The following is a 25,800-nucleotide window of genomic DNA, read 5'->3' on the forward strand; positions in this document are numbered from 1 at the left end:
AAGTATATGAGTGCTAGAATAAAAATCCGGCTTTAACTGAGAACAAGGTTCCTTCTTTCGAGACACCAATACTCGAATTGATTAAAAAAGATTCAAAGATATTGAACCATAGTCCGCCTCCATAACCGGAATGCCAAACCGATGAGCCTTCTCCATCAAACCAAACACGCCCAACATCAAAAAAGCTGCTTATTCCAACTTTTCCGCCTAACAGGTAATTATAGAAGTCAAATAATTCAAGCCGGAGTTCAGTGTTGTTGAAGAAGCTGGTTCGACCAGAGAAACGTCTTCCGTTAAATCCCCTCAGGTTTGTAGTACCTCCAAGTGTATTGGCTTCATAAAAAGGGAAGTCTCCAATATTGTGGGCTGAACCAACTCTGTTGGCCAGTGTAATTTGAGGATTGAGTCGGGGAGAGAAATATAATTCAAGTTCAGATTCCAGTCGGGTAAAAGTTTCTCCTGTACTAATAATGCCAAGGTTATAATCACCAATGAAACTAAGCCGGTACCCTTGCCGGGGATTGAGTCCATTATCTAAATCAACAAACCGCAACGAACTAGCGAGTCCGGTAAAGTACTGTTCATCCAGTTCACCGTTTGGAATTCCGTTAACAGGATCGGTTACAATGTTGTTGGGGTCTTTTTCCACATTCGTCCCACGAAAATGGATGCCAGCGTAGAATTCCAGAATATTCTTCTTCAAACTCAGGCCCGGCTCAAGAGCAAACTGATACAAGCGAGCCCGGTAATAATTAAGAGATCGGCCCTCTAGTGTAGTTTCATTTCCAAAGCCGAAAAAGTTTTTATAACTCTTTGGGAGCAGAAACTCTCCATCCAGCTTTGCATCCCACTTTTGAATTAGATTATACCAAGTGCCATTATACCGTACATTTGAAGCTCCGGTAAGGGGGGCGTAATTGGCTCGGGGATAATGAACAGAGGCGGGTTGCTTTCTGAATCCATTTTGAACGATTTGTGGCCCGCCCCCAAGAAAAAGCCCATCATCATTATTGTATTCAAAAAAGAGCTTGGCCCGAACGGTATTCCAGCGGAAGTCTTTGCTGTAATTGTAATGAATGTTTTCAGCTTTGTCAGACAGGTTAACATCCGTATTCGCTCCGGTGTTTATGGAGTTGCCATTCTTTGTATCATAGATTTCAACTTGCCGGGTGAGTCCTTTTCGATTGGTTGAATCGGAGTACACGTCTTTCCCGGAGCCTCCGATAATCCGAATTTTTGTGTTGTTCTTCGTGTCACCATTCAGCTTGAAAATATCGTCATCTCCCATTCCGTACAGTCGCAATTCATGGGTCTCATCCTTGAAAAAAGCTCGCTTAAAATATTGTTCTCTCAGGTCCCCTTTGCCTGAAAGTTTGAACACTTTGACGATGATCTCATCTTCACTGATCACCTGCACTTCAAAGAGTTCCCGCTTGTTACTTCCCTGAATGGAAACTACACCAGAGATCAGGTCATAGTATTCTTCAGCCACTGCAACAATTTGGTTTCTGCGAATTTTGAATGTCCGGATCGTTTCTTCTCCATATTTTTCAAAAACCCGGTCGGGATAGTTTCGAACGGCTTGCTCTATCACTTCATCCGTTAAAGAGTTTTTGATGTCTTCCGCAATATTCAGCCATTCCTGTTTGGTGAGCTGATTTGTGAACCGGCGCGTCATGGCGAGGGAGTTATTATTCAGGCCTTTCAGGTACCCATAGTCTTCCGAGAAGTTTTGATACTGAGCGAAAGGTCCCAGCACTTTTGCCAGCGAAGGAATGACTCCGGTCATGTTCATCAGGGCGATGTCCCGATCTCGGGGGATGGGTTTGTAGATTTTACCCTTTTCATCCTCAGGTTCAAAAGAAGCCCATCGCCATTGGTCTTCATGGCGATCCCAATCTGCAAGCAACATATCAAAAAGGCGATTTTTGGCGAATGTGTGCTGATCTACCCTGTGGTCTATATCATTATCCAGCTCTCTGATGAGTTCTGTACTGCTGAGTACTTCTTCGGTGAAACCAACACTGGCAACATCACTCATGTCGCCATTCGGGCGCTCTTCAAAAAGGGCAAGTTGTCCGCCTATTTCCTCTGCATAAACGCCGAGTTTAGGGTCTTTTGGCACGTAATAGATTTTTGGGTTGGTGTGATAGGTGCCAATAGCATCAGCGAGTGTTGGAATAATAAGGGCAGAGAAGGGGTTGATAATGGAAAACTGATCCTGAGCAAGATCTCTGGCAATGGTTTTCTTAAGGTTTTCATCCCAGATTCGGCCAGCCTCTTTGTCAACGGAACGAAGAACGAAATCCCGACCATCTTCACGCTCCAGGTGAATAGTTGTAGATTGTCCTTTTCCTCCGGTTCGAACGGGAGTCAACCCGCCTTCCACTTCAGTTACATCAAAAACTGGAAACTCATTTTCTATTGACCAGTATTTTCGATTATGGGACCCAATAAAAAATTCGAAAAGGCCACCTTTCCCATCATACTCAGGATTGGCTGCAACCACTTTAGTACTGTCGGTGTAGTCAATATCCGGGATGTCTTCTGTAGATTCCTGGTCAGGAAAGGCTTCTTCAAATGGAGGTTTAAGCTGATTTCGATACAGCATTTTACCGGTTGATCCGTCACCTTCGGGCACCCATGCTTCCATCCAAACAGAACCATCAGCATAATATTGAACCGTCATAAAGCCATTTCCGGAGTGGATAAATTCGGCCCCTCTCCCTGATGCCACATAATTTTCCTTGGTTCCGGAGCCGCTTATCAGGTAGTGGTGATTGATGCGTGTACCCTCTTCCCGGTGATACTGAAGGCTATGGGCATGGCCGGAGGCATAAATCAAATCTTCAAGTTCATAAGCATGGAATAACTCTTCCAGAGCACCCACCATCTTAGCATATTGGTGATGATGCACATCCTGCGGAAACCCAAAAGCCCTGCGATAAAGCGTATATAAGCTTCCAAAAACGGGTGGTTTCAGATGCGTTGACGGGGGAAGATAACCTCCATGGTTGCCATTGGTCCTTAATGGGTGATGAGCAGCTACCAGCAGATAGTCTTTTCGCTGTTTTTTTAGAATATCATCCAGTTCAATAAGAATATCACCGGCATCAAAAAGTTCGTACTCCCCGGTATCACCGTAAGGTTTATCGTATTTATGAAGCCACCACTGTGTATCTAAAACAATAAGCCGGATGTCTTCGCGCAGCCTTGGGTCATCGTTATCATCCAGAAGCTTAACGGAGATTGGGCCAGGAAATCCGTTATCAGGTAAGAACGTGTTTCCGCGGTTCAGATAGGTTTCCACAAATTGCTCTTGTCGATTTACAGCTTCCAATCCATCCGGGCCACCATCATCCCAGTCGTGGTTTCCGGGCAGAAAAACTATTCGGCCTTCAAAATGCTCAACTGTTTTGAGTTGCTCAATTAACCGTTGTTCATAAAACATACGGCGCGAATGGGTGGAGTCAGGCAGCCCATTCATATAGATGTTATCGCCTAAGAAAATAGCGGCACTCCGACTCCCTGCATTTTCCAGTTGACTTTGAAACAGTTTTAAAACGGGTTCTTGTGTATCTAAAGAGGGTGCTCCAACATCCCCAATCAAAAAGACACGATAGATTAAATCTTTGTTGTCGGGAGGAGCAAGAGACAGGGGGTTACCATCTTCCTGATTGATATACGTTTGGCTGGTAGAACAAGAGGATAGAATGAGTAGTAGTAAGAGCGCGTAAAACTTATTTATCATCAAGATAAATTAGGGAACCATGAACTAACAAAAAACATGGAATGAAAAGTAGATTATTCGTTTTGGAAGGGTAAATAAGGAAAGAGAAAGGCATAAAAAATCCCGCTCAGTGTTTACCTGCCGGGCTTGTTTTTTGAATAACTGCTTCCAATATACGGCGGAACCGGTGCCTCGACCAAATCTAATTTCTTTCCAATAACTAATAGTAAGTAATAATAAATTATTTGTAGTTTATAGTATATAAACAGTAATCAAAAATTGATAATTAAGAAGTGAAATGCCTAAGACTGTAGGAGATTTAACGCTGTATTCGGTGGATGATCTGCATGAGCAGCTTGGAATCTCAAAGATGACGTTACGGACGTACCTCAGAGAGGGCCGGATTCGCGGTCGTAAATTGGGAGTGAGTTGGTACGTGACCGAAGAAGCCATTCGCGAGTATTTTGACGAACCTCAGGAATCATCACCACAATCAACCAAAAAGAAAAGTAAAAAGCAGTACCGATATATTGTGCAGGGGATTAACGATCTTGTGAGTGAAACCGAAGAATGTGAAACTATTGACGAAGTTATATCCACCCTGAAGGAACAGGCGATTATCAGCTTATTTCAGGTTCGGATTGTGGATAAGGAAACCGATGAAATCACCGAAATTATTAAAGCCAGAGAATTTTTAGAACGCCATGCTTAAACTGAAAGAAACCGGATTAGAAGAATTTTCATTTGGAGACGGTCCTGATGATCAATTCTATATTTTAGTAAACAAGAAAGTAAGCCCGGAAGGTATTGACGTGGATAAACTAAGTAAAACAGATCCGCGCAAATTTGATCAGGTGCTAACGGATATGGGATGTGTCTTAATGCTTAATGGAGTCGAAGTAACCGAGCTTTGCATGCGTGGAGAATTGGATAACGAAAACCTGCATGAAAGCATGTACGAGTTGGCGAAGGAAGAGGGGATTATTAAATAGTTAATCAATCCTGAATGGCGCATTTTGCTGCCACCACTCCCATGCACGGAGCAGGCAAATAACAGTTTTTCCGTCATTAATCTCGCCAGAGTGAACCATGTTTACAGCTTCTTTGAAAGGGATGCGCTCACGGGTCACAAATTCATCATCATCAACTTTTTGAGGAACAGATTTCAGGTTCCATGCAACGTAAATGTGAATGATTTCATCGGAATAACCGATGCCCGGGTAAAAATGTCCGACATAAGCGAAATCATTCGTTGCAACACCAGCTTCTTCCTGAAGTTCACGAAGGGCAGTATTGTCTTGAGTTTCTCCGGCATCAATTTTACCGGCAGGGACTTCCCAAAAAACCTGTTTCATGGGATAGCGGAACTGTCGGATCATCATCAGATCGCCGTTTTCAAAAACCGGAACCACAGCACAGGCGCCGGGGTGTTTAATCCATTCCCTGGAGGAAGTTGAGCCATCGGGTAATTCAGCTTCATCATAAAAAACATGTAATAACTTCCCGTTAAAAATTTCCTTTGAAGTCCGGGTTTTTTCGACCAGTAATTTATGCTCGTTCATGGGTGGTTTTAGAGACTTAATGACTGTAAATTTGGACAGGTAATATCGCAAATAAAAACAAGGTTTGGCTGCAGCAATAAGAAATATAGACGGTAAGAAAGTAGAAGTAACCGGACAGGTTTTCACCTGGTCTAATACAATCTCTTTTTCCAGAATACTGGTGGCCTTCCCTGTAGTATATTTGCACTACCTGAATGATTTTCAGGTAAATACCGCTATTATTGTATTGATTCTATATGGAGTGATCTCTGATTACCTGGATGGGTTTATAGCGCGCAAAACGGATACTATTTCAGAGCTGGGCAAGATGATAGACCCCGTAGCTGATAAATTATGTGCGCTTGTTTTGTTTGTATATACCGTTTGGATTGGCTGGATTCCTCTTTGGTTCCTGATATTTGCCATGATTCGCGACAGTATGATTATGCTGGGATCGTACTATATAAAGAAGAAATATGATAAAGTAGCTATGGCTATTATGTCGGGCAAAATTTCTGTAAATGTATTAGCTCTTTACTGGATTGCCGTATTCTTTTTTCCCGAAGCAGGAAGCACGCATATGTTCTTAATGGCCTGCTCAGTAACATTAATGGTTATTTCCTGGATTGATTACTTTAATCGCTACCGTCTTATTATGAGCGGAGCAGAATTCAACTAGTTTATTATTTATATGGGATTTCTTGAAAAATTAGGACTAAAGAAAAAAGAGACGCTTGATAAAGGTGTCGAGAAAAGCCGTGATGGTTTACTCAATAAAATTGGAAAAGCTTTTGTTGGCAAAGACAGGGTTGACGATGCTATTCTGGATGATCTTGAGGAAATCCTGATTACTTCCGATGTGGGCGTTAATACTACTATCGAAATTATAAAACGGATTGAAGCTCGCGTTGCCAAAGACAAGTATGTGACTAAAGATGAGCTACAGGTTATGCTTCGGGAAGAGATTGTAAACCTGCTGGAAGATAACGCGCCCGACAAACCCGCCGAATTCGAGGCTGAATTTCCAATCAATCCACACGTCATCTTAGTAGTTGGGGTAAATGGAGTAGGTAAAACCACAACGATTGGGAAACTTGCTCATCTCTATAAAAAAGCAGGAAAGAAAGTGATATTAGGAGCGGCCGATACCTTTCGGGCTGCAGCGGTAAATCAGCTTAAAATATGGAGTGAACGAGCGGATGTTCCTATCATTCAACAGGGGCAGAACGCGGATCCGGCGTCGGTTGCCTATGATACGGTTGCAGCTGCAAAAGCCCGCGGCAGTGATATAGCTTTGATTGACACAGCGGGTCGGCTTCACAACAAAAAAGCTCTGATGGAAGAGTTGGCTAAAATTAAGCGCGTGATGGGGAAAGTGGTGGATGGAGCTCCTCACGAAGTGATTTTAGTTCTGGACGCCTCCACCGGACAAAATGCTATGCAGCAGGCTAAGGCTTTCACTGAAACTGTGGATATAACCGGTTTGGCACTCACAAAATTAGATGGAACTGCTAAAGGGGGGATCGTGATCGGAGTATCGCATGAACTAAGTGTTCCTGTAAAATACATCGGGCTGGGAGAGAAAATTGAAGATCTTCAGGTATTTGACCGGGCCGATTTTGTGAATGCTTTATTTGGAGAATAAAAAAGCCCGGAAGGCTTGGAACCCCGGGCTGAAGTAGAGTTAATTTTTTTACCCACCAATTGGGGTGCCTCCTGTTTTCCCTCCGTCATCATCATCGTCATTATCTGTTTTGTCATCTCCATCCGGAGCTTTATATGTAATGTTAAGCTTCAACGTATCTTTCATTCTTTTCAATTTGTTCTTGTTCATCGAAAAAAAACAATATATTGCCATTAATTGCAATAACAGAGGATGTTCATGAAGACGTTTTGTACGACTGCTTTATTGATTTTTGCAGGCTTTCTTTCCGGTTTAAAGGCGCAAAATGTGTCTTCTGATTCGTTGTATAATCTGGCACATGATTTATACCGTCAGGGGGAGTACGGACAGGCAGCGGACATATTTAAAGAGGCGGCGGAAAGCTATCTGGCGATGGGTGATTCAGTGGAGTGGGCAGGTGCAATTTTAAGGCAGGGAGACGCTTTATTGAATCAGGGAGAAGTACGGAAAGGAGAAGAGTTATTTCTTTTTGTACATACTAATGAGCCCCAAAATGCGGAAGCTTCATTAAAAGCCAATCTATATAAAAACCTGGGAAGGGTGTACCGGGAGTTAGAGCAATATGAAAAATCAACTCACTATTACAGGAAAAGTATAGAATTTGCCGCGACTACCGGAGACTCCGTACTTATTGGGCAATTAACCAATAATATTTCATACCCTTATTTATACTCTGGAGATTATGAACGCGCCTTTTCCAATCAGAAAAAAGCTAAAGAAATTTATGAATCACTCGGGGAAGACTATCGCCTTTCCTTTGTCTTGAATGGAATGTTTTTGACGCTCAGGGATTTAGGGCTTTATGCACAGGCGAACCAATATATACGGCAGAGCATGTCGCTGAGAGAAGATATTGGAAACCCCAACCTCCTGGATGTAGCCTATCACAATATGGCAGCTAGCCACAATGACCTGGGCAGACCCGATAGTGCTATTATTTATTATGGCAAATCGCTGGAACTATCTCGTATGCTGGAAAACCCATACGATATTACGCAGACGCTCATTAATATTGGGATGTTGTATGAGCGTTCCGGAGATTACGACAATGCCTTGTCTTATTATAACGAAGCACTCGAAACCAATTATCAAACCGAGCGCCCGGTTTCTATTGCCAATAATCTGAAACGACTTGCTGAAGTTGCAGTTCAAAACGATGATTTTAGCAACGCCGAAAACTTTTACAGCGAAGCATTGACCTGGATGAAAAAGGCGGATGCTCCTCAGGAATTAGCGGGCCTTTATCTGGATATTGCGGAGCTGAAATTAGACCAAGAGGAGTTTGAGGATGCCAGAAAATATGTAGCAGAGGCAAAAAACACCTTTGAAGAAAGTTATATGCCCTTGGCATATCAGGCGCATAATGTGCTTGGGGAAATCTATAATGCAGAGGGCAAACTCAGAGAGAGCTTGGGGGAATACCGCCGGGTATACAATTTATATTCTAATCAGGGAATCGTTTCAAAAATAAAGCCGGCTATGAACCTGGCAAGAGCCTATAGCAGGGTCGGGTCAGACAGTGCCTTTGTTTTAGCCAGTGAATCATTCACTCTTATTGATTCTATTCGCACCAATGTATCAGGCCTAACTTTCAGAGCTGGGTTTTTCCGTGATTACGCCGGGTTTTATAATGAAGTGGCATCCTGGTATATCACCCAGAAAAATAACCCGGTGAAGGCTTTTGAACTGGTTGAGGCAGCAAAAGCACGGGTATTAATGGATGAGTTAGCTGAAGCCCGTGAAAAAGTATACGAAACGCTGGATGAAGCAACACTCATCAGAAAACAACAGAAAGCCAAGCAAATAGACCGGCTTTATACCCAACTTGAACAGGCTGATTCTAAACAGGAAGCAACGTCGATCAGGAGAGAGCTCAAGGACCTTGAATTTGAATACCAATCCTTTCTGAATGAACTTCATGAAAATAGCCGGGAGTTAAAAAGCTTTGATTACCCAAAGCCAGTTACACTCAACGAAGTGCAAGACTGGTTGAATGAAGAAACGGCTGTTATAGAATATGCCTTTACAAGTTCAGGGATGATCAGAATTGTGACCACGCATGATGATATTTCAGCCACATATACAGACTCGGTACAATCATTGAATGCCCGAACCTTTTTCACCGAGACCGTCAGGGGATTCCGCGAATCCATAACGGGTGAAAAAGAAAAGGGTGTTATCTTTGAACAAGGATCTAACTTGTATGATTTTTTGATTCCTTCAATTGAAGAAATGGGTGGCACTAGAATTTCTAATCTGGTGGTTATTCCCGATGGACCTTTGAGCTTTCTGCCCTTTGAAGCCTTAAGCAGGAACTCCCGCTTTTTGATTGAGGACTTTCATGTTAAATATTTGCCTTCTGCATCCATTTATTCTTTTATACAAGCTCCTCATAGAGATTCGGAGTTTGATTTATTGGCTTTGGCGGGGTCCGGTTTTGAAAGCGAACAAAGTAGTGCTTATCCAGCCCGTTCACAGGCTTCTTTTGCCTCTCTTCCTTCTACTTTACTGGAAGTGGATTCTATTTCCGTGAATTTCAGCAAAGTCAAAATTCTAAAGAACGATGATGTGACCGAGGCTACGCTGAAGTCTCATGATTTAAGCTCGTATCGTTTTCTTCATTTCGCCACACATGCCAATGTTGATGAAAGCAACCCATTCCGAAGCGGTCTTATACTTTCGAAGAAAACAGATGTCGAATCCCTTTTTGGGGAAGATGGGCACTTGAACAGCCGAGAAATTTCAAACCTGAAATTGAATGCCGACCTGGTCACTCTTAGCGCCTGCAACACAGGTATGGGGAAGCAGGTAACCGGAGAAGGTTTGATTGGTTTACAGCGTTCTTTTCTCTCAGCAGGTGCTTCTTCGGTGATGGTAAGTCTTTGGTCAGTTTTTGACCGAAGTACGTCGGTGTTTATGTCTAACTTTTACCGCAGCATGCTGTCTCATCAGCGGGAAGATTATGGAATGTGGAACCAAACCCTGAACTGGTTTGGAATGTATGAGCACCCCATGATTGATTATAAAGCCAAAGCTATTCGTGATGCCAAGCTGGCGATGATCGATCACCCTTATTATAACCACCCGGTGTACTGGGCTCCGTTCATTCTGATAGGTAAATAAAAAACGCTCCGCACGCTCTGCGTCGGAGCGTTTTTTAAAACCCGATATCTAACTCTGAACAAAGAGGGCTCAAGTTAGAAGTTCTCTTACCTTGCTCCGATCGCTCTGCGTCGGGGCAGAAGAGATCAAAGTTTGGCGTTGGATGTTCTTTGTTCTACCGAGGATCAACCTGTGTCTTTTCGATGAACTCCTGATTATCTACTTGAGGGCGTTCAGGGGAATTGGCTAATAATGCTGTTAGGTTATACACTAAATGGGTTCTCTTCAGATAAGGCTCAAAGGTTATTTTTTCGATGTGATCCTGCGGGCGGTGATAATCTTCGTGCGTTCCATTAAAGAAAAACACAAAAGGCACACCAAGTCGCCCAAAGTTCCAGTGGTCACTTCTTCGGTAAAACTGGTTTGGATCTTCAAGGTCGTTATATCGATCGCTGAGAACTAAGTTTGGTCCCATTACATTGGCCATTTTAGTAAGGCTGTCCATCTGAGAGGAAATAATTTTTCCACCAATGATATAAACATAGCTGCTGTCTGCACCCTGATGTTCAGGATCTACGCGACCAATCATGTCGATGTTAATATTAGCTACCGTATTATCAATGGAAAAAATGGGGTGGTCTGAATAATAACGAGAACCCAGAAGTCCCTTTTCCTCTCCTGAAACACTTAAAAATAAGACACTCCTTTTTGGTCCAACACCGGCAGCTTTTGCTTCAGCCATGGCTTGCGCAGTATGCAGGGTTGCTACGGTTCCACTTCCATCGTCATCGGCACCATTGTAAATGTTGTCGCCGGTTGAGTCTGGCTGGCCAACTCCAACATGATCATAATGTGCACTTAGAACCACAATTTCATCTTTAAGCTCTGGGTCGCTGCCTTCCAGTAAGGCCACTACGTTTTTGGTGTGAACCGTATTCTGATTAACAACTGGATGATGATGCAGGGTTTGTCCATCTAATAATTTTGCCTGGAAGGATGCAGGCTCTGCTAAAATTTTGCTTTGGGTTTCAGCTAAAGCTTCCAGGCTTTTTAATCCCAGCATCTGAGCGCCTAATTCTGGGTGGACTCGATTAAATGCTGGTGATGTGCTTCCGTCATCTTCCTGTAAATATTTGAGGTTTAATCCCTGTCCGCGCCCAAAATAGTTTTGGCGGGTTTTGGATTCCTGAATGTAGTCTGTAGTGTCAGTTCCAACAACCAGAATAGTACCAATAGCGCCGCCAGAAGTTAATGCTCTTTGCAAATACTGCATATTGGTACTGGACTGATTATATAGTACAAAAAGCCACTTTCCTGAAAGGTCTTCCGGGTAATGATTGATGCCTTCAGCTTCGTTGAACATTCCGGCTCCAGCAAAAACAATGGGGCCATTTACGCTATCACTTCCGGCAAAAAGGGTAACAAAATTCCCTATTTGCTGAGTGTTATGAATAGAGTTGTCAACAACTTCGTCACCCTTTGTTAGTCGATAGGTGATTTGATCAACGGCGGGTTGGGTAAGTTCGTAATGCTGGAAATAAGAATTATCATCACCAACAGGTTTTAAGCCGATTTCAGCATATCGTTTGGACAAATATCGTGCAGCTTTTTCCTCGCCAATGGTTCCGGTTTCTCGTCCCTGGAGGGAGTCATGTGCTAGCACAGCTAAGTCGCTATAGAGCCTGTCCTTGGTAATTTCATTAGAAAACGAATAGATGGTTGGAGGAGGAGTTTCAGGCCCTGTTTTGAAGATGCTGCAAGCAGAAAAAGTGAGGGCTAGTAAAAAGAGAAGTGCTTTATTGGTCATTGAAGTATTTAGGTTAGTTAGCGCCAATGATTTCATCCACCGGCTTAAGGTCTATGTAAAATTTGGTTGGGTCTTCTTCGAGAAACAAGTTGATTTGTTGCTCTTTAATCATCTCTAAAACAGCAAGAAAAGTAACGACCACATAAATTTTGTTTTTCAGGGATGAGCAGACTTCCATAAAGGTTTGCCGGCCGTGTTCCTGCAAGCGATTAAGTACAAATTCTGCCTGCTCTTCAACAGTTGTACTTACTTTTTCTACATGGTGTACAATGTTTTTGCGTTCAATATCCTGCAGTACTTTTTTGAAGGCGGCAATCAGGTCAAACATAGTCACATCCTGCAGGGCTTCACCGGTAGCTTGCTGTTCTACATCATCTGCTTCAGGATAACCCCGCATGTATTGCTTTCGGACTTCTTCGTCCATATCGGCCATTTTTTCCGACATTTCCTTATACCGTTTGTATTCCAGAAGTCGCTGCACAAGCTCATAACGGGGATCTGATTCATCCATCTCCTCATCATCAGCATCTTCCCGTGGGAGCATCATTTTGGCTTTGATCGACATTAACATACTGGCCATCAAAATAAACTCACTGGCTACATCCAAATCCAGTTCTTCGAGCATATGGATGTAATCCAGAAATTGTTTGGTGATGTAAGAAATGGGGATGTTATAAATATCCAGCTCGTCTTTTTTTATAAAGAAGAGAAGCAGGTCAAGCGGGCCTTCAAAATTATTTAGCTGTACGCGATACATAGCTTAAAACTACAGTGTTAGAAACTAAATTTCTTTATTTTCTTTTCTTTGGCGAATGTTATTTTAGATTTCATTTAATTTAGGCAAAATTAAGGGCATGGATTATTCAAAATTTGTAGATGCCGTATTGGATCGTGATGAAGCAACAATCACTGAGCAGGTGAATGTTATCACTCCTGTGCTTATCAAATTCTTAACGGTCAGGCTGGATGCTTCAATCCATAACGCCCAGGATTGCGCACAAAATACACTCCTGATTGCGGTAGAAAAAATCAGAGAGGACAAGATAACCAACCCGGATGCCGTAATAAACTACCTGTTTACCACTGCAAAACACGAATATTTTAAACAGCTTTCCAAAGACCGTGAGATCAACTATGAGGAGCTCCCGGAGCACCATTCTGATAAGGCTGATCAGCTAAATCGACTGCTTGATAATGAGAAAATGAACATATTAAAACGCTGTATGGAGGCGTTAAAGGCTGATTACAGAAAATACATCGAATATTGGTTCCAGAACCCAGACTTTGAAACTTCGGTTGTCGCAGATCACTTTAATATTTCTGTAAGCAATGCCTGGACAAAGAAACATCGGGTTATAAATGCACTGAAAGAGTGCTTCGAAAAAAAAATTAAACTTTAACTGTAAGGAATTGTCTTTTCATCGCTCTAACTATATGAGATCAGAATGTATTTATAGAATACATTCTGTAATAAATGAAAAGCTTTAGTATGGAAAACTCGAGAGAACTAGAAATCAGACAACAAATAGATGCCTATTTAAAGGGCCGGCTTTCGGAGGAAGAGATTCAGGCTCTGTGGAATGAGTTCGCCAAGAACCCTGAACTGCTGAATGTTCTTGAAATTGAAGTAAATGTAAAAGAACTGATTGAAAGAGAAGCCCTTAATTCAAAAGGTAGCTCAGGCAAGGCAACGATCAACAGGCTTCCATCCTGGACTTGGCATGCAGCAGCAGCTGCTGTTCTGGCATTTATCGCCCTGGTACAGATATTCAGAATAGAAACACCCACACAGATGGATCAGTTTGTGGTGCAGCGTATTGGCCCTGATCAGGTTGAAACATCAGACGGAGTTCGTGCCAAGGATATGAGGATTACGACGGCCGACTCTTTACTGAATTTAGGTTTTGAAGCTATAGTGTCCGGAAATGAAGATCGTGCCATAGAATTGTTTGATGAAGTAATCAACAGGTTTGATGAAGAGCCTTATGGATCGAAAGCATTTTTGAATAAGGGGATAATTCTCTATAACGAATCTGATTATGAGGCGGCTATAGAGTCATTCAGGGAGGCCACAGAACGTGTTCAGGATAGCCGCATGATTTTAGAAAAAGCCTACTGGTATCTTGGAAATGCTCTCGTTAACGTGGGCGAACTCGAAGAAGCGCAAAAAGCTGTATTTGAGGCTTATCAGTTGGAAGGAGTATTTCGAAATCCCGCTTTCCGTTTGTTGAAAAAACTAAGTGATGATCTGGGAAGTTCAGACTACGAAGGATTTGATGCTCAGCAGTTAGAATAAAATCTTTATTAGTCACGGTGTACCTTGGGTATTGGCTCTGAGCCTTCTTTCATATGATTCATTAAAAAGTCATGAGCACTCAGCTTTGAGTCTCCTTTTTCCTTCTGAGCTCGCTGGTAGGTACCGTCTTCAAGTAAAAGCCACCGCTGTTTATTGTCATTGAAATAGATATTGATGACAAACTGAAGGTATTTTTTTAGCTCAGTCTTTTCTATAGGTGTGATGGCCTCAACCCGTGCATCAAGATTGCGGTGCATCCAGTCAGCCGACCCAATGAAGTATTTGTGCTCACCGCCATGATGAAAGTAATAGATGCGGGAATGTTCAAGATAGCGACCAATAATAGAATGTACGGTGATGTTTTCACTTAGATCTTTTTTGCCAGGAATAAGCCGGCAAACACCACGAACAATCAGGTCAATTTTAACCCCAACCTGAGAGGCTTCATACAACTTTTGGATAATCAAGGGATCTTCCAGGCTGTTCATTTTTGCTATGATGCGGGCTGGATTTCCTTTTTGAGCTTCCTTGACTTCTTTTTCAATCAGCACATTCATCTGCTTGCGCATATGGTTCGGCGCCACCAATAATTTCTCAAAAGTTTGGTCAGGAGCATATCCGGTAAGCAAATTGAAAATGTCGGTTACGTCTGAAGTAATCTTTTCATCACAGGTGAAAAGAGCCAGATCCTCATAAAGTTGAGCTGTATCAGGATGGTAATTTCCGGTTCCAATGTGACAATAGGTTTTAAGTCCATCGCTTTCTTCACGGACTACCATGGTAAGCTTGGTGTGAATTTTAAGGCCTGGAATTCCATAGGCCACGTGAACACCAAAGTTTTCCAGCTTCTGCGCCCAGTTAATATTTCGCTCTTCGTCAAAACGCGCTTTAATCTCAACCAGAACAACCACCTGTTTGCCTTCTTCAGCAGCATTCATAAGAGAATGCATTAATGGGGAGTCTTTGGAAGTACGGTATAAAGTCTGTTTGATTGCAAGCACTTTGGGGTCCCGGGCAGCCTCCTCAACAAACCGCTGAGTCGAAAGCTCAAAACTGTGGTATGGATGATGAACCATGAAGTCGCCTTTCTTAATGACTTCAAAAATACTGGGTATTTCCTCTTCCGGATTATGCTTGAGTGAAGGGTGCAAAACCGGGTTCCAAACGCGCTCTTTAAGTCGATTAAATCCGCTGAGTTTGGCAATTTCCATGGAGTCTGCCAATCCGATGGTGCCTTTCATCTCATATACATCCTGCCAGTTGATGTTCAGGTTTTTGATGAGATATTTCTTGAGATGTTTAGGCATTTCAGCGTCAATCTCTAATCTCACAATTTCAGCAAACTTTCGTTCCCGCAGTTCATCTTCAATTGTTTCCAGCAGATCTTCTGCCTCTTCTTCATTTCGATCTACGGAGGCGTTTCGGGTGACCCGGAACATATGAGCGGAAAGCACTTTCATGCCCGGAAAAAAGTGATCCATTTTCTCCCGGATTATATCTTCAATAGGGACAAGAATTACCTTGTTTCCTTTTCTGTGAACCTGTACAAAACGGTTTCGGTTTGCCGGAATCTTAAGCCGTGCAAAAGATTTTTCTTTCGTTCTGGGATTGACCAATTCAATAGCAAAAGAAAGGCTTTTGTTAGAGATAAAAGGGAAGGGATGAGATTCATCAACCGCGAGAGGGGTTACAATTGGATAAACCTGCTTCTGGAAATAACGGTCACTCACACTTTTTTGATAATCTGTAAGATCGTTATAAGACTTTATGTGAATGCCCTTATCAGAAAGCTTGGGTACCAAATCTTCGAAGAAGCAGCCTCGGTAGGCTTCAATCATATTGTGCACTTCATGCCGTACGGATTTGAGCTGATCAGATGGAGTCATTCCATCAACAGAAAGTTCTTTAACCCCCGCAAGAAGCTGACGCTTCAACCCGCCTACACGCTTCTGGAAAAACTCATCCAGGTTTGAACAAACGATCGACAAAAACTTAACACGCTCAAGAACTTTGTTTTTCTCATTCTGAGCTTCAGCCAACACACGCTCATTGAATTTCAGCCAACTCATTTCGTAGTTGAAAAAATAATCACTCCCAAAGATTTTCAGATTGCTGGATCTCAAGTCTTTATGCATACCCTTTTGTTTGAGGATTTCATTCTTTTTGGGATTGGCTCTTTTCTTGGCAATCTTCGATTTTTCTTTCACCGATGGGTCAAAGTTTACTTCATCGGGCGATAACGAGGTCTTTTTCATAGAAAGCATTCATTAATTAGCATGCGCATTTCGCATTAAAACTAAGTATAATTCTGTAAACTTAGCGTTAACAATTAGACTAATCTTACAACGTGAATAATCCGCTATTAAATCCTGAAGAAAAAGAAGAAGCATTTGAACAGACGGTGCGCCCGGGTTCGCTTCAGGAATTTATAGGTCAGCAAAAGGCGATTTCTAACTTGTCAGTTTTTATTAAAGCTGCCAAACAGCGGGGCGATGCCCTTGATCATGTGATTCTTTCCGGACCTCCCGGATTGGGGAAAACCACATTATCCTACATTATTGCAAATGAGATGGGTGTGAAGATTCGTCCAACAACAGGGCCAGTGCTTGAAAAACCCGGTGACCTGGCGGGTATGCTGACCAATCTGGAAGAAGGAGATGTTCTTTTTATTGATGAGATTCACCGGCTGAATCCGGTAATTGAGGAATATCTGTATTCAGCAATGGAAGATTATAAACTCGATATTGTGATCGATTCTGGTCCGAATGCTAGAAGTATTCAGATCGAGTTGAATCATTTTACTCTTGTTGGGGCCACAACGCGAAAGGGGCTATTGACCGCTCCACTTCGTGCCCGTTTCGGGATTGATATGCGGCTGGACTATTATGATGTAGAGCTACTCCAGCGAATTGCCCTCAGAACAGCGGACATTATGGGAATGGGAATCACCGAATCGGGGGCTCATGAAATTGCCCGAAGAAGTCGCGGAACCCCACGAATCGTGAATAAGCTGCTTCGGCGAACGCGCGACTTTGCCCAGGTAGAAAATCTTGACACCATCGACAACAAAATAGCCGACAAAGCCTTGAATGCTTTGGATGTAGATAACAACGGCCTGGATGAAATGGATATTCGAATCCTCAAAGCAATTATCGAAAATTATGATGGAGGTCCGGTAGGACTTAGCACTTTGGGAGTAGCTGTGGGAGAAGATAAAGGCACCATTGAAGAAGTTTATGAACCTTTCCTGATTAAAGAGGGTTTTCTGCAGCGAACACCAAAAGGGCGTATTTGTACGAAAAAGGCATATCAATATCTGAATGTAGATCCTTCTAAGACGGATAAGGATTTGTTTAATTCATAGCTTTTTTCTCATCAAATCTTTTTAACTTTGCAGCCTTTGTGAGGCGGGTAAAATCCCAGAGTCACATTTCCTAACCGAAAGCACCTTATTATTTCTAAGAATTTATTTAAGCATGAAAAATCTTTTTACTTCTGAGTCTGTATCCGAAGGCCATCCGGATAAAGTAGCTGATCAAATTTCAGATGCTATTTTAGATGCCCTCCTAACCGATGATGCCGAGTCCCGTGTAGCTGTTGAAACTCTTGTGACTACTGGTTTGGCTGTTGTTTCGGGTGAGGTTACTACCGAATCGTACATTGATGTTCAGGAGATTGTCAGGGATGTCATTCGGGAAATTGGTTATACCAAAGCAACATATCGATTTGACTCAGAAAGCTGCGGAGTGCTTTCCACCATTCATAGCCAAAGCCCTGATATTGCACAAGGAGTTGACCGGGATGGTGCCGGTGATCAGGGAATGATGTTTGGATATGCGACTAAGGAGACCCCTGAGTTTATGCCGATGCCCCTTCAATATTCTCACAACTTGTTAAAAGAGCTGGCCAGAATAAGAAAGAAAACGGATAAGATGGAATACCTGGGACCTGATAGTAAAAGTCAGGTAACTATTGAGTATGGCGACGATGGGAAACCGGCGCGTATTCACACGATTGTTCTTTCAACCCAGCATGATGAAGGCGTCGAACAGGCTCAGATTCAAACCGATATTAAAAAACATTTGATTGGAAATGTAATCCCAGCTGAGCTGGTAGACGATGAGACGATTTACCACGTAAATCCAACGGGCAAGTTTGTAGTGGGTGGTCCGCACGGTGATACCGGGCTTACAGGACGTAAAATTATAGTGGATACCTATGGTGGCCGTGGTGCTCATGGCGGCGGTGCATTTTCAGGAAAAGATCCTTCCAAAGTAGATCGAAGTGCGGCTTATGCTTCCCGGCATATTGCCAAGAATATTGTTGCAGCCGGTCTGGCAGAAGAATGTCTGGTTCAGCTTGCCTATGCTATTGGCGTGGTTGAGCCGGTTTCCATTAATGTTCACACGTATGGAACCGGGAAAATGACCGATGTGGAACTGGCTGACAAAGTAGCCAAGACCTTTGATTGCACCCCTCAGGGCATCATTAAGCGGTTCAACCTAAAAAGCCCGATTTATCGCAAAACAGCCGCCTACGGACACTTCGGAAGAGAGGAATTCCCATGGGAGAAGCTGGATTATGTGGATAAGCTGGGGTAAGGGTATTAGTTCTTAAAGTTGTATCGCAAGGTGATATTTGAGTGATAATTAACCCATACGGTTTCATCTTGGAATAGATAATTATCACGTACTGCAATAAACGCCCCAATGTTGTAATCTAGTTTTTTGAATTCACTCTGAAAGCGTAATCCAAGTTGGTGTTCTATATCCTGGGGAGTGGGGCCATTAATATTTGTGAAGGTAGTATAGAAGTAGTCATCATTATATCGGGCGCGCTGGTACTCAAATGTGATTACATTCTTATCCCATACATAGGCCACATTCAGCATATCAGCTTGTGCTCCCGGGCCAACAAAAGCTCCTAGAACTTGGCCATTATTGGTGTGCCCCTGTATATTGACTCCATGTGAGTATAGTGGCCAAAAAAAACCAAAACTGTCTCTATGCCAGTTAGCTAATGATACATGTTCGTAGTTAAAGCGTATAAAGCTATCTGTGGCTATATAAAAGTTGTTAGCTACACCATACATATATGCACTTTGTCGTTCGTATTGTTCAACCAAGGCAACAAAACCACCAGCAAAATCAGCCCTTAGCCATTCCGCATATATGTTGAAGTCTGAATTATCATCTTTCCAATCGAAGGTTATAGAAATGTTTTGGTCATAATAATCATTGGTTAATTTACCGTTGACGAGTCGGTCGTTACTTTCGCTAAAGAATTGTGAAAAAGTAATAAAACCATCATAAAAGAAATCTTGGGCATACTGGGTTTGTGTATAAAAAGTTCTATGTATACCGATTGTCATTTCTTCCCAAAAACTTGGCCGATACCCTATGTTTATTGCTGAGAAGTATCTTCTATTATCATCAGGGTCATTATTGAAATAACCTGATTCTTCCAATAATCCCCAATAAATGTTCGCAGTTAATTTACCTATTGAAGTTTCTAAAGGCTCTGAAGTTCCCACTTTTAGGTGTGGTATGCCTGGCGCATTCATGCTTAGGATAATTGGATTATAGATTCCAGGACCCCAAATCATATTTTGAGTAGATAAAGCTACTTCTATTGGCTTTAAATCTAAGCTAATTTCACTTTGACCGGGAAAAAGCCTGAAATAGGGCTCGTCCCCATATCGAATTACATAGTCAATAAAGTTTCCAAAATATGGATATTGATATTCTGGGCTGTTTGTAAGGTCTGCACCAGTATAAAAGTCTTTGTTTTGTGCATACTGAACCATGGGGTTGATCACATAGGTTAGTCGACCAATTTTCCCTGAAAAACCGAATCCAATCGTAGTATTTAGGCCTCTTCCCTGCCAAGCGGGTCCATCATTGATGGCTTTGGCATATTTGGTATTATGAACTGTGTTCATATATATAGGCTGTAAGTTAAAAGTTCTTTCAATATCCTTTTTGCAACGAATTGAAGGGAAGACATTGAGATACTCGTCCATACAATCCAATGAACGTGCTTCTATAATATCTTGCTGATCATAGACAATGTATTGTGCTTTTGCATATCCACTGGAAAAAGCTACAATAAATAAAAAAGCAAGCAACCTGCTGAGAGGACTAAAGCTAAGATAAGTAAAGAATGAACTACTAAATGAAAGAGGAAATTGTCTTGACATGTCAGGTCTATAAGTCGATTCTTAAATTTGTACCAATTGTATTTAGGGGTCTTTGACGTAAAAGAGCTGCCTTTTAAATATGAGATCTGTGAAATAATCCAGTTTGCTCCCTCAAAATTTTTAGCTGCAAAATGTATTGAACATGGAGTCGTCTTAGTAATGCTGTTAAAGATACGATCATTTTTAATGCTATAATCATCTTTTTCCAGTCCCGTTCTACCGGCTGTACATGAAAAGATAATATTTTTAGTATCCAGCTTAATCACATCAGGGAAATAGCTCATGTATTCTATCAATAAACTTTGGTCATTATTGTTCTTACTATCAAATTTATCTGAGCTCAGGGTTTCTTTTATAATATTTCTTACAGTGCCTGCTCTACCGATCCATTGTCCTGCGTTTAAAAACCGGTAAGGTTTTTCCCTATTCCTTACTCTAAGATATATTGCGACCTTTTCTAAGAAAGTCCCATCTATATTTATGTTCTGTTCTGCAGAATAAATAACGGAATGACCCAGTTGATCATATTTTTCAATGATCTCTTCCTTAGGGCAGAGCATTAAAGCGTCATATGCATCTGTATAAAGTACGATTTCATCGTCCGGTAAATTATCTAGGTACTCAATTAACCATATCGACTTACACTTATGACTGGTATATTCTTTCCCCCAACCAAGAATATCGAATGATATCTTGTGCTGTGATGCGGACTTCTGGAAAATTTCAAAGTCTGGTGTAGAATGAGTAGCAACCGTAACAAATTTCATTATAGTTGAAGAAGTATTTTCTATCGTTTGTTTCTAATTTTAAAAATGAAAACCCTTACTTAAAAGAATGGTTGGATTATCATATCAAAGTGGGGGTAGATCATTTCTACCTCTTTAATCAATGTGGTTCTGATGAATCATGGCGTATTATTGAACCTTACGAAAAAAAAGGAATTATTACGGTTCATGACTGGACCAATATAAGCTCAAAGTTTGAGGGTCCCACAAACTTTTTGCAGAAGAATAAGAATCATATGGCCTACAATCACACAGCCAAAAATTATCGTCATGAAACAGATTGGTTATTAAAAATTGACCTTGATGAGTTTTTGTTCATGGCTAATGAAGATTACACAATAAAGTCTTGGTTAGATCAGCTAAATAAAAGCGGTGTTCGAAAGGTGCGGGTACCTCGAATTGATTTTGGAAATAGTGGACATACTGAGACACCTCTTGGGGGAGTCCTTGAGAATTATACTCGACGTGAGGAAACTCATTCAAATTATAAAGATATGGCTAATACCGATTTTCTAAGTGATAATGAATTTAATACTTCTTCACATAGATGGTCTTATCGCTGGTTTTCGGGAGGCAAAACCATTTTACCAGACGCACTAAAAGGACTTCGAATAAACCATTATTACACCAAATCTAAACACGAATATTTTAACCGACAAAATATAAGTCGAGGGCGTAAAGTGAGTGAAGATGACTTTAAAGCAATAGCAGACCGAACAAATAAAGTTCAAGACCGCTCTATACTTCGGCACTTACCACTACTTCCGGAAGATTAGGTTTAGAACAAATACGCCAAACGCATTTTTGAAGATTGATTTTGTAGCGATTTTATAGAACCGTTGTTGAGGCTTTGGAAGCGAGGCCAACCAATCATGCTTAGCTTTTACTGCTGCGTGCTTATCGTACCCGCTACCGTAGGGATGATCAACATAATGCGTGTAATCTACCACACTAATGCAGCCCTGATTTAAAGCATGATATCCCAAAATGATATCTGTGCCGTATCCAAATTTATTCAGTTCAATATCAATCGGGCACATTTTGTCTAGAATGGAAGATCGAAATGCAAAGCAAAAACCTTCAGTAAAACAAACCTGTTGAATTCCCTTTCCTTTGTTGTAATTCATGTGGCGGTGGTATGAATATTCAGCGGAAGGGGCATAAACTCCGACTGCATCCTTTTCAAAGGCCTCCCGAGTTTTCTGCAAGAAGATCTCAACATCGAAAATTTCCACATCAGAGGTGATGATGGCTCCTATTTCATACCCTTTATTTTTCAGAAATGAATTTGTCTCGTTGAGAAGCCCATTATAGTAGATATTCTCAAAGGTTTCATCAAAATGCTGCATATCATCATTACTGATCTGAGAACCACTGTCAAATAAGAATACATCTGCCTTTCCCTTGAGCCTTTGTTTAAGTTGAATGGCCTTTTCGTTCAATGCGTGGTTAAAGATAATAATTGCGATGTTATCTGATGAAATCATTTCAGGAGATATTGTCGATTTTCCCATATCTCAGGTGCACTGTTTTGTCGGCAACAGCTTCAAAACCAGAGTCGTGTGAAATATTGATCACGGTTTTCCCCTGATCTCTCAAATAGGGTAAAATAGTATGAAAAAATAGTTCTTTAGACTTTTGATCCTGATAAGCCGCCCATTCGTCAAACACATAAATTTCTTTGTCTTCCAGTAAAGACTTCAGTAAAACGACACGCTTTTTCTGTCCTTCAGATAGATTTGTTGACGATAAATTTCCGTCTCTTATGAATACTTTCTCACTTAACTCCAGTAATTCCAGATATTCGGGAGCCTTTTTATAAATGATTTCAGGGGGAATATGTTCCAGGTGATCAAATACAAAACTGTCAGTAAATACCACACCAAATAAATCCCGGTAAGCTGATAAATTTTGTTCCTTTATAGGAAGCCCACGATAACAAAGCATTCCTTTATGTGGCTGATAAAGGCCACAAATCACTTTAATCAGAGTTGTTTTTCCGGAACCATTTCCTCCTGTAATGAATGTGATTTTTCCTTTTTCGATAGTTAAATCTAAAGGCCCCACTTGGAATGAACTTTCTCCATCCCTATGCACATAGACCAGGTTTTCAAGTCTAATATTCGGCTCATTTAGAGTTGTTACTTCAAGAGGCTCAACCGAGTTAATGTCTTTCAACTCAACTTCCTTGCTTACATCTATTCCAAGCTTGTCTATTTGTAATACTGAGGCTTCTATTTTTTTCATAGTGCTAAAAAAGCCACTGATAGTAGAAAGTGGTGCAAGCATGAATAAGATCAACGTCAGATATTTATTAAAGAAATCCATTGTCACAAAATCGAATACTACAATAAGTATGATAACAGCACCAAGGAAGATGAATAAAACAATATCATTCATTCGGTTGGTGAAAGCGTTGAGAACATTATGGTAGAAGTAATACTTCATCTGTCTGATGCTACCGGGAACAATCTTTCTGTTAATGTAAGAGTCTCTGAATTTCGAATTTATTTTCAGAGACTTCAGACCATAAACCAAGCCTTCAAATGCTTCATAGATACGATTTGTATATTCTCTTGATAGCTTAGAATATTTTGCTATAAAGCTCAGAGTGATTTTGTTGATGATTATTATCAGAATGAACGCTAGGAGGGTTAACCCTGAAAGTGGTGGAGAAAGCCATACCATATATATCAAGAGCCCTAAAACCATAGCCACACCATTTGCCACGCTGGGAAGTCGCTCAATCACCACCCCAATGGTTGTAATATCTTCAGTGAGAACGGGGAGTAACTTAGCTTTTAAATTTTCCAGATGACTGTAATCGGCCTTAATAATACTATTAGTTAAGTCAACACGCAGGTTATGAACTATCTTCTTTGTGAGGTGCGAAATACTTATGGAAGCAATTATTGAAAAAACCAGAAAAGCTACGATGTAACTAGTAAAAGCCCATATAAATGACTCAAGGGATAAGTTTTCGCCATTAATTACAGAATGAATTTCTTTGATAACAAGCGTTGAAAACAAACCCGATAACAAACTTGAAATGGCAGCTACCAAAAAGAGGGGGGTTGATGCTCTTATTAAAAGACCAATTAGTTTCATGAGCTACCCTTGTTTCTCAAAAGACGAAGGTTTCGGATATTTCTGATCCAGAAACTCTTTTATAATTTTGACGACCTTTGGATTTGGTTTGTCGCGCAGGTCATCATTTAAACAGTAAAATTCAGGGCTGTTCTTTTTCATTTCGTCAAAAAAGGCCTGTTGCTTGCTAAAGTTGTTAGTCAATTTATGGAATCTGAAGATTTTATTTAATTCCGTAATCCAGACCGGGTCGGATTCTCCCGTATGGTTTTCAAGCATATGATACCGGTATAATTTGTACGCACACAGGTTGCGATCATCACGAAACTTACTTTGCCGGGTTTTCTTTGTTTTTTCAGGAAATAGAGCATAAGCTTCTTCCCAGTAATGCTTATTAATCATTATAGGCTGATGTTCTATAATTCCAAGTCCAATCAGGTCTTGGTATCCATCATAGATTCTCCACCTCAGGTTTTCACCAAAGAGCGTATTGAAAATACGGTACTTATCGTCTTTATAAAATGACTGAAGGCTGACAGGGGCTCCAAATAAAAAATCATCATTCATATAGAGAAAATTCGTACTTAAACCAGGAATCTTGTGAAGAAAACTCTCTATGACATTGGAGTTAAAAGTGGGGAGATATCTATCCGGAATTACCTGATCATGATGTACTAATTCAATACGCTCATTGTTCAAATCCAACCAGTCAGGAACCTGTGGTCTTGCTGTTAAAATGTATACCTTGTTAAATATATTGAAGTACTTTTCAAGTGACCGCAGGCTATACCTGATCATTTGAAAGGCATCACGAAAGCGTTCAGGATTGGTATCTTTTTTTATATTTGCATGAGCATCACGGGTCTTTACGTATTCTTGATCTGACCCATTAACCCATGTATAAACTACATCAAAATTCATTCAGTGATTTTAAGGAGGACTTTTTGCTAAACCCCATAAGTTACCAATTCCGGCGACTGTTGGAATATACTCAAAGAATAATTCATACAAGAATGAATCGTGGGAACTTAAAACAGCAAATTCTCTGGGAGTTATTTGAGCATTCAAACCAGTTTCTAAAAGAATTGGAAGTGGACTATTGGGTTAATTTTGGCACTCTGCTTGGCTTCCAAAGGGAGGGCGATATTATTGGTCATGATATTGATATTGATTACGGCTGTCACGAAAGGCATTATCAATACATTTTGGACAATCGAGACAAGTTACCTGTTACACTCACTCTGCATGATACTTCTAACCGTCATCACGGCCCCAAACTATATATGAGCTACAAAGGGTTTGATGCTGATATCTATTTTTATAAAGAGATGGAAGAGCAGCTACACAGCTATGAAAAAACGGATTGGGAAAACTATAACGTACCTATTCCCAAAGGGCAGGTTTATCCTACCCAAGACTTCGAGATTAGAGGAATGCCTACACGCATACCTAACAATACAGAGGCATACCTGAAAACTATTTATGGTTGTTTGGATAAGGACGCTGTTAGAAATCCTGAAACCGGATATTGGGAAAAGCCTTAGATTTCGCCTAAGAGCCCGGCAACCT

The 25,800-nt window shown here is 41.2% G+C and carries 21 protein-coding genes; 11 read left to right on the forward strand and 10 right to left on the reverse strand.

Translation table 11 applies throughout. The features are described 5' to 3' along the window. Window positions 1–13: 13 nt before the first annotated feature. On the reverse strand, window positions 14–3,751 hold the full coding sequence (locus RIB15_RS06755) for a BamA/TamA family outer membrane protein (RefSeq protein WP_350201388.1): 3,738 nt from the start codon (window positions 3,749–3,751) through the stop codon (window positions 14–16). 277 nt (window positions 3,752–4,028) lie between these two features. Between RIB15_RS06755 and RIB15_RS06760 the strand changes: the two genes are divergently transcribed. Together RIB15_RS06760 and RIB15_RS06765 are read left to right on the forward strand one after the other, a co-directional pair. Next, complete coding sequence (locus tag RIB15_RS06760) at window positions 4,029–4,442, forward strand: helix-turn-helix domain-containing protein (RefSeq protein WP_350201389.1); 414 nt, start codon at window positions 4,029–4,031, stop codon at window positions 4,440–4,442. Beyond that, complete coding sequence (locus RIB15_RS06765; RefSeq protein WP_350201390.1) at window positions 4,435–4,722, forward strand: hypothetical protein; 288 nt, start codon at window positions 4,435–4,437, stop codon at window positions 4,720–4,722. The genes RIB15_RS06760 and RIB15_RS06765 overlap by 8 nt, the downstream gene beginning before the upstream one ends. On the opposite strand, the gene RIB15_RS06770 is transcribed toward RIB15_RS06765, so the two are convergent. Then, window positions 4,723–5,292, reverse strand: a complete 570-nt coding sequence (locus tag RIB15_RS06770) for an NUDIX domain-containing protein (RefSeq protein WP_350201391.1) — start codon at window positions 5,290–5,292, stop codon at window positions 4,723–4,725. It lies immediately after the preceding gene. Between the two features lie 64 nt (window positions 5,293–5,356). Between RIB15_RS06770 and RIB15_RS06775 the strand changes: the two genes are divergently transcribed. The 3 genes from RIB15_RS06775 to RIB15_RS06785 all read left to right on the forward strand — a co-directional run bounded on the left by RIB15_RS06775 (window position 5,357) and on the right by RIB15_RS06785 (window position 10,078). Continuing rightward, window positions 5,357–5,950 (forward strand): CDP-alcohol phosphatidyltransferase family protein, encoded by a 594-nt coding sequence (locus RIB15_RS06775; protein ID WP_350201392.1) that lies wholly within the window; start codon window positions 5,357–5,359, stop codon window positions 5,948–5,950. Window positions 5,951–5,962: 12 nt separating this feature from the next. Further along, complete coding sequence (ftsY, locus tag RIB15_RS06780) at window positions 5,963–6,916, forward strand: signal recognition particle-docking protein FtsY (RefSeq protein ID WP_350201393.1); 954 nt, start codon at window positions 5,963–5,965, stop codon at window positions 6,914–6,916. A gap of 237 nt (window positions 6,917–7,153) precedes the next feature. Continuing rightward, window positions 7,154–10,078: a CHAT domain-containing protein gene (locus RIB15_RS06785; protein ID WP_350201394.1), complete on the forward strand. Its 2,925-nt coding sequence runs from the start codon at window positions 7,154–7,156 to the stop codon at window positions 10,076–10,078. Window positions 10,079–10,232: 154 nt separating this feature from the next. On the opposite strand, the gene RIB15_RS06790 is transcribed toward RIB15_RS06785, so the two are convergent. Both RIB15_RS06790 and RIB15_RS06795 read right to left on the reverse strand, forming a co-directional pair. Then, the gene (locus tag RIB15_RS06790) at window positions 10,233–11,864 is read right to left on the reverse strand and encodes a M28 family peptidase (RefSeq protein WP_350201395.1); all 1,632 of its coding nucleotides are present in this window, start codon (window positions 11,862–11,864) and stop codon (window positions 10,233–10,235) included. Window positions 11,865–11,877: 13 nt separating this feature from the next. After that, window positions 11,878–12,621 (reverse strand): segregation and condensation protein A, encoded by a 744-nt coding sequence (locus RIB15_RS06795; RefSeq protein WP_350201396.1) that lies wholly within the window; start codon window positions 12,619–12,621, stop codon window positions 11,878–11,880. A 97-nt stretch (window positions 12,622–12,718) separates the two neighbouring features. Between RIB15_RS06795 and RIB15_RS06800 the strand changes: the two genes are divergently transcribed. Both RIB15_RS06800 and RIB15_RS06805 read left to right on the forward strand, forming a co-directional pair. Further along, on the forward strand, window positions 12,719–13,264 hold the full coding sequence (locus RIB15_RS06800; protein WP_350201397.1) for an RNA polymerase sigma factor: 546 nt from the start codon (window positions 12,719–12,721) through the stop codon (window positions 13,262–13,264). Between the two features lie 74 nt (window positions 13,265–13,338). Beyond that, the gene (locus RIB15_RS06805; RefSeq protein WP_350201398.1) at window positions 13,339–14,160 is read left to right on the forward strand and encodes a tetratricopeptide repeat protein; all 822 of its coding nucleotides are present in this window, start codon (window positions 13,339–13,341) and stop codon (window positions 14,158–14,160) included. Between the two features lie 8 nt (window positions 14,161–14,168). Here RIB15_RS06805 and ppk1 read toward each other — a convergent pair whose 3' ends face one another. Continuing rightward, window positions 14,169–16,415, reverse strand: a complete 2,247-nt coding sequence (gene ppk1 / locus RIB15_RS06810; protein WP_350201399.1) for a polyphosphate kinase 1 — start codon at window positions 16,413–16,415, stop codon at window positions 14,169–14,171. A gap of 92 nt (window positions 16,416–16,507) precedes the next feature. Between ppk1 and ruvB the strand changes: the two genes are divergently transcribed. Together ruvB and metK are read left to right on the forward strand one after the other, a co-directional pair. Beyond that, a complete protein-coding gene (gene ruvB, locus RIB15_RS06815) occupies window positions 16,508–17,524 on the forward strand; it encodes a Holliday junction branch migration DNA helicase RuvB (protein WP_350201400.1) in 1,017 nt (338 codons plus the stop codon). 112 nt (window positions 17,525–17,636) lie between these two features. Next, complete coding sequence (metK, locus tag RIB15_RS06820; RefSeq protein ID WP_350201401.1) at window positions 17,637–18,761, forward strand: methionine adenosyltransferase; 1,125 nt, start codon at window positions 17,637–17,639, stop codon at window positions 18,759–18,761. 5 nt (window positions 18,762–18,766) lie between these two features. Here the strand turns inward: metK and RIB15_RS06825 are convergent, their stop codons facing one another. Together RIB15_RS06825 and RIB15_RS06830 are read right to left on the reverse strand one after the other, a co-directional pair. After that, entirely contained in the window at window positions 18,767–20,101 is a 1,335-nt protein-coding gene (locus RIB15_RS06825; RefSeq protein ID WP_350201402.1) for a capsule assembly Wzi family protein, read from the reverse strand. A 161-nt stretch (window positions 20,102–20,262) separates the two neighbouring features. Continuing rightward, entirely contained in the window at window positions 20,263–21,126 is an 864-nt protein-coding gene (locus RIB15_RS06830) for a glycosyltransferase domain-containing protein (RefSeq protein WP_350201403.1), read from the reverse strand. A gap of 5 nt (window positions 21,127–21,131) precedes the next feature. On the opposite strand from RIB15_RS06830, the gene RIB15_RS06835 reads away from it, so the two are divergent. After that, window positions 21,132–21,920, forward strand: coding sequence for a glycosyltransferase family 92 protein (locus RIB15_RS06835; protein WP_350201404.1), 789 nt, complete (start codon window positions 21,132–21,134; stop codon window positions 21,918–21,920). On the opposite strand, the gene RIB15_RS06840 is transcribed toward RIB15_RS06835, so the two are convergent. The 3 genes from RIB15_RS06840 to RIB15_RS06850 are packed head-to-tail and all read right to left on the reverse strand — an operon-like array spanning window position 21,903 to window position 25,152. Continuing rightward, on the reverse strand, window positions 21,903–22,658 hold the full coding sequence (locus RIB15_RS06840; RefSeq protein WP_350201405.1) for a hypothetical protein: 756 nt from the start codon (window positions 22,656–22,658) through the stop codon (window positions 21,903–21,905). The two genes, RIB15_RS06835 and RIB15_RS06840, sit on opposite strands and share 18 nt — an antisense overlap. Then, window positions 22,633–24,252, reverse strand: a complete 1,620-nt coding sequence (locus RIB15_RS06845; RefSeq protein WP_350201406.1) for a cyclic peptide export ABC transporter — start codon at window positions 24,250–24,252, stop codon at window positions 22,633–22,635. Before RIB15_RS06845 ends, RIB15_RS06840 begins: the two co-directional genes overlap by 26 nt. 3 nt (window positions 24,253–24,255) lie before the next feature. After that, complete coding sequence (locus RIB15_RS06850; RefSeq protein WP_350201407.1) at window positions 24,256–25,152, reverse strand: stealth family protein; 897 nt, start codon at window positions 25,150–25,152, stop codon at window positions 24,256–24,258. 92 nt (window positions 25,153–25,244) lie between these two features. Between RIB15_RS06850 and RIB15_RS06855 the strand changes: the two genes are divergently transcribed. Further along, window positions 25,245–25,775, forward strand: coding sequence for a LicD family protein (locus RIB15_RS06855; protein ID WP_350201408.1), 531 nt, complete (start codon window positions 25,245–25,247; stop codon window positions 25,773–25,775). Window positions 25,776–25,800: the final 25 nt, after the last annotated feature.

Origin of the sequence: Gracilimonas sp. (assembly GCF_040218225.1) — a bacterium.
GTDB lineage: Bacteria > Bacteroidota > Rhodothermia > Balneolales > Balneolaceae > Gracilimonas.